The organism is Candidatus Omnitrophota bacterium (assembly GCA_028715415.1).
Lineage (GTDB): Bacteria > Omnitrophota > Gorgyraeia > Gygaellales > Profunditerraquicolaceae > JAQURX01.
The window spans coordinates 1-4463 of sequence record JAQURX010000028.1; the positions used below are offsets into that span (position 1 = coordinate 1).

The window sequence follows — 4463 nt, forward strand, 5'->3', positions numbered from 1 at the left end:
ATGATAAGGGTTCGCGTATGTTGTTAATAACTTTCTGTGCTATCATATATAGTTAAGTATTGATATCTGTGAGTCCAATGTCTATATCGATCAATCTTTGTCTCATCAATTGCAGTATCAAAGCCGGAAGATTTATATTCACAGAGATGATCACAACCAAAATATAATACATTGCAGGTGCAGGAATCAATAATTGATGGTCGAGTGGAGTGCTTAACAAATCTATGATCGCATCCCCCAATGGTACCCTCATTGCGATTCAAAAATGTTTTTCAATTATTCTGATTTTGCTTTCTTTGAATCTCTTTTCACTCAACATGGGATATGCTTCGCCAACATTCATGCGCTTTTGCGGGCTTGTATCCCTTGTTACGGCCTTAAGTATATACATTAATTTATATAAAAAAACATATGATACGAAGATTTCTGTTGCTGGCGCATCTTTGATATTATTATCCTTTCTGGCATTGATATTCACAGATAAACCTGAGCTCTGGATAGCAAGCTTGATCGTATTCATCTGCGGATTGGATCTGCTTTTGAGATCTGCTGGATGCATCGAGGCACATCTGCCAGCTCTGGCATTAGGCAGTTCGTTTTACGTAGTTTTTTATATTTTTTGTCTCAACGATCCCTTCATCTGGAGATGCGTCACAGATCTGTCGCATGCGATCTCCCTAGCTTCAGGCCGAGTCACAGGGATTCCCACGACATTCGGTCCAACTATTAGCGGTATTCCGGTTCTTCTGACGTTTTTCTGCTTTTTGGCCTCTTTTTTCATTCTATCGGAAAAGAGGCCAGCCCGCCCTAAAAAGACGCTGATTGCGTCACTTGTGGGATTGACTGTGGCCTATGCCGTCTTTTTTTTGACAGCCATTTCAATATGGGCTACTGCAGATAAGTTCATGGACCTCATCCCTCTGGTCTTTTTTGTGCTCCTTGTACCCTTTTTGATATTCGTCTGGAGAATCAAAATTCAATCTGTCGACCTGGGCACCTCTGTCCCTTCACGAGAACAGGCAGCCATTTTGGCTATGCTTTTCTTTGCCATATTACCAATATCTGTATTTCCATATTATAGCGATGGCAGCATAGGCAAAGTCTTAATTTATGAAAGGGACAGCGAAATGGGTTTTGAGATTCCTCAATTCCCGGAAGGAAATCAATCCTTTGCGCCGGATGACGGCTTTTCCGTGGGCGCCATAAAGCTCTATCTGGAGAACATGGGCTGCTCTGTAGACGCCCTGAACTCAACAGACACTCGAAATCTGAAGGATGCCCTTGAAGATGCCAATGTCCTTGTGCTGCTAAACCTCAAGAAAGCGTTTTCATCCGCAGATCAGCAGATGATCCAAGAATATGTGGGAGACGGCGGCAGCCTTCTGGTCTTTGGTGAGCATACATCCATGTTCGTTTCGGATCAGGAGTTTTTATCAGGAAGAGATTATCTAAATGACTTGCTTGGTCCAATGGGAATTCGAATCAACCGGGATACTGCGGACTTTATTCCGGATCACTGGATGTATGCAGCCTCTGCCCTGCCCCATGCTGTCACCAGAAATCTGGGCTTTGATTTGACCACCTCGTCGGTGGGCGCTTCGCTAAACCTGAGCGGCACTGCGAGGCCCCTGATCATAGGACGGTATGCATTTTCTGACAGATCCAATCCGACTCAGCCAGGACATCTCGGAGATAGGATTTATGAAAAGGGGGAGACTCTGGGAGATCTGACAATTGCAGCTTGCGATAGATACGGCGATGGCAAGGTGCTGGTATTTGGAGATACATCTTACATATTCAATAACGAGTTGCCATTTAAGTATAATCTGATCTATAATTCTATATCGTGGCTTGTGAGCAGCGAGTTCGACTATGCAGCCTATACCGGCTGGGCATCTGCCCTCATTCTTTTGACCATCTTTGGCATTGTCGTCGGGAAACACAGACCCAAGATCACAATGCAGTTCCTGACAAGCATTGCCTTTGTGGTGGCGTTCTCGCTGGCCGCATCAGGAAGCATTAACGGCTCTCTGATCAAAGCCCCAGCAGAGTCTGGAGCGGACCTTGCCTGGATAGATCACACTCATTTGAACCAGTTTAATTTGGAGAACTATCGAGACGATGGCATTGCAGGATTGACTCTAAACCTCTTCAGAAATGGCTTCTTGCCTCAGGTTCAGCAGACAGGGAAATGCAGTCCTGATATCGCTAAAGGGTCCGTCTCGATCATAATAGCCCCCAATGAGCATTATGCTGCCAAGGAGGCCTCCCAGTACAGAGAGTTCGTCGAGGCAGGCGGTCTGCTTATTGTCTCCGCAGGCCACAAGAGCGCCAGTTCAATGGACTTGATACTGAGAGATTTTGGCCTTCAGATTGGCGACCTTCCATTGGGCTCGTTTCCTTGGATCGAGCAAACACATGCTACAAAGGGTCAGGCAATAGTGTCTGCAGAAAATCTGAAGCGATACTGGCACAGGCCAAAGTTCATGGAAGCCTATCCAGTGCTGGCAGAAGGTGAGTATAAGCCGATCGCCTGGATGCGCTACAATGGCGATACATATAACCTCATTATTGAGAAAAAGGTCGGAAAGGGCAGCGTTATACTGATAGGTGACTCCAGGTTCTTGCTCAACGAAAACCTTGAACAACTATCGCAGGGAATCGGAAAAGAGACACGAACGCAGTATCAGCTCCAGTGGTTCGGCAATATCGAGCTACTGAGACGGATTCTAGCTGAGCATAAAGCCGGGATGGCATGAAGCAATTATTATGGATCGCATTGATACCCTTAACCGCATTCTGGCTGTCCTCAGTTGATGTCTACGGAACAGATCCGAGCATAGTCTTGGGCATATCATCCCTTCTGATGGCAACGGCGATTTCCATTCTGGCTTTCTGGAAGGCCGATGCGCTCTTCAATAAGAATTATGGGATTATTTTGCTCCCGCTCTTTTTATCATGTTGGGCGATTCCCTACCCCTACAATGCAGGTCTGATAATCTGTGCCTTGGGCCTTCTTGTAGCACTCATGGCACCAAGACTGCAAATGATATGGCTCGGATCGATATTTTCTGGTGCCGTCCTGATCCTGGATTCATTCATGCTATCCGTCTACTATATCCTGGCACCCAACTATCACTTTGCGACCTCGCTGGCCTCAGGAATAGCATACCTCCTGAACCTCACCGGTCTGCAAGCCGCAGAAAACGCGGGATTAATTTTTGTCCTGGCTCAGGGAAATGTGTTCCCCTTTACCGTAACTCTCGAAAAGCTTGGCTTCTATCCTTGGATATTGATATACATTGGAGCTTTATTACTGATATTCCTGATATCACATAGCGTATTCTCTTTCCTAAAAAATGCGTTTTTAGCCCTAATTGTCAGCATTTTCTATCTGTCTCTCAGGTACATCCTGCTGGTCCAGATATTCTTCATCAGAGATCTGTCCGAATTTGCCAGGGCCAGGATGGATATATTCACGGATCCCTGGTGGCTGATAGCGAGCTTTGTGCCGCTTACGTTCTTGTTTATGCGTTTGGCAGTTCCTGACGACATGAAGCTGGAATTTGGAATTTTTGTGGACCGCAAACTGATCGTCGCCCTGGCAGCCGTGCTCTTGAGCGCACTATGTTTGACCTCATCAGCGCTCTTTCTGGACGCGGGCACAGAAAAAGGTGGCCGGGTTCTAGTGGACGAGATCCACTCCGTCTGGGAGTTCTCAACTCTCAAGCTTGACCAGAACTGGTACGGGGAGAACTCCACTTATAATGCCTACAGCATGATAGAATGGCTCAACGACTCCTATCATGTGGACCGCATCGTCAGTCCCGCTTTTGAAGAATGGAATGTCTCGGGAGCACAGAAGGTGATCCCGGATGTCATATCTGACAACATCACCTATGATATCCTGAAGAACTATGATATCCTGATAATAAAGACTCCATCTCCATACAAACCTGACGAAATCGATGCTGTAGTCCGTTTTGTCGAGAACGGTGGCGGACTGTTCCTGATCGGCGATCATACCAACTTTGCGGGGATTGGTACGAATCTGAACAGGATATCCGATAGATTCGGAATAGAATTTGGCTTTGACGCAGTCAATACCATCGATGGAACTCTGTTATACTTCAAGCGGGGCGAATTTTTCCATCCGGTCATCAAGTACATGCCGAATCTGGATTTCATGACCGGCTGCAGCCTGAAGACGTCCCTCTACGGAGAGCCAGTGATTTTAGGGTCAGGGCTTCGTGCCGATCCTGGGGAGTTCGCTTCAGTCGGCTTCTTCAGAGAGACGCGGGAGAATGATCCCACTCAAATAGGGGATACAGTGTGGGGTCTGATAAATCAGGCTGTCGCAGTGAAATATGGAAAGGGAAGAGTTGTGGCGTTTGCCGATTCCACAATCATCTCCAATTTCAGAATTTTCTTTGGGGGCTCCTGCAATTTCGTTATAGGTGCTA

Annotated in this window: 2 protein-coding genes; both read left to right on the forward strand. The window is 46.5% G+C overall.

Annotated features, from left to right (window positions below; translation table 11 throughout):
* Window positions 1-317: 317 nt before the first annotated feature.
* Window positions 318-2759 carry a hypothetical protein gene (locus tag PHO70_08520; protein ID MDD5433004.1) on the forward strand — a complete coding sequence of 814 codons (2442 nt, stop codon included), beginning with the start codon at window positions 318-320 and terminating at the stop codon, window positions 2757-2759.
* On the forward strand, window positions 2756-4463 hold a 1708-nt coding region (locus PHO70_08525; GenBank protein MDD5433005.1), incomplete at its 3' end, for a hypothetical protein. The genes PHO70_08520 and PHO70_08525, both read left to right, overlap by 4 nt.